This is a genomic window from Streptomyces sp. NPDC002076 (genome assembly GCF_053593835.1).
On record NZ_JBSFDI010000075.1, the window covers coordinates 1 to 1,322 of the forward strand.

1 protein-coding gene is annotated in these 1,322 nt (G+C 67.4%); it reads left to right on the forward strand.

Features of this window, described 5'->3' with window-relative positions; genetic code table 11:
* Positions 1–249: 249 nt before the first annotated feature.
* On the forward strand, positions 250–1,322 hold a 1,073-nt coding region (locus tag ACWCQS_RS46050), incomplete at its 3' end, for an IS110 family transposase (RefSeq protein WP_451009998.1).

Sequence of the window (1,322 nt, forward strand, 5' to 3'; positions counted from 1 at the left end):
TGCCTCATTGGGGAAGTATCGATGCTGCGGCCCAACCCATGGGCCGTGACTCCCCGGTGAGTGTCGGGGGACGGCCTCGTTGCCGTGCCGCGCTCGACGGCCAGTTTGAGTATTGCCGCCCCTGACACGCCGAGGCCCCAGACCGGCGTCAAGGACATGCCCCACCGAGGGCCGAACAATGAGGAACCGGCAGCCGGGTCTCGTCACCTGCGGAGTCAGCCACCAACTCCGGCAGAAGGGACGAGATTGATGTTCGTCGGATGGGACTGGGCCAGCGCCAGCCACGACGTGACCGTCATTGACGACCGCGGAACCGTGATCGACCACTGGGCCTTCCAGCACAGCGAAGACGACTTTTCGGCGGCCTTGGCCCGGCTGTCCAGCCATGGCGCCCCGGCTGAACTGCCCGTCATTATCGAACGTTCCAGTGGGCTGGTCGTCGACCGCTTGCTCGAGGCCGGATACCCGGTCGTGCCTGTCCACCCAACTGCCTTTCACGCCGCCCGACCTCGATGGGGCGCCTCCGGTGCCAAATCCGATCCCGGTGACAGCTACAAACTCGCGGACTATCTACGCACCGACGGCCACCGCCTGCGCCGCCTCGTGCCTGTCGACAGCGGCCTACGAGAACTCCAAGCCCTCGTGCGCCTGCGCGATGACCACGTTCGTGCACGCACGGCCGCCGGCAACCAGCTCGGTGCTCTGCTCGAGCAGCACTGGCCCGGACCCAAGAACCTGTTCTGCTCGCTCGTCTCCGACATTGCCCTGGACTTCCTGACGGACTACCCCACGCCGCAGTCAGCCGCCCGACTCGGCGAAGCCCGCATGGCCGCCTTCTGCAAGCGCCATGCCTACCGCGGCGGCAAGCCGGCATCCGCACTGCTGGCCCGACTCCGCTCCGCTCCCATCGCCCCCGTCAGCCTCCCCGCGGACGTCCTCACCGCGCTCATCACCGCGCAAGTCCAGCTTCTGCGCAGTCTGCAGGCCACCATCGCCCAGCTCGAGACGACCATCAAAAACCGTCTTGCCAAGCACCCTCGGGCCCTCCTCCTCGCCGAGCTGCCGGGCGTGGGCACCATCAACCTTGCGCAGCTGCTCGCCGAGGTTGGCCCAGTCCTTGACCGCGTCGAGTCCGCCGAACAAGCCGCCGCCGAGTGCGGAGCCGCACCGGTGACCAAGGCATCCGGGAAGACACACGGCGTCTACTTCCGGTGGGCCGCCAACACACGCGCCCGCAAGGCCATCACTGCCTTCGCTCATAACTCCCGCATGCAATCACCATGGGCCGCCAGCCTCTACGCAAACGCCCGCGCACGCGGAAA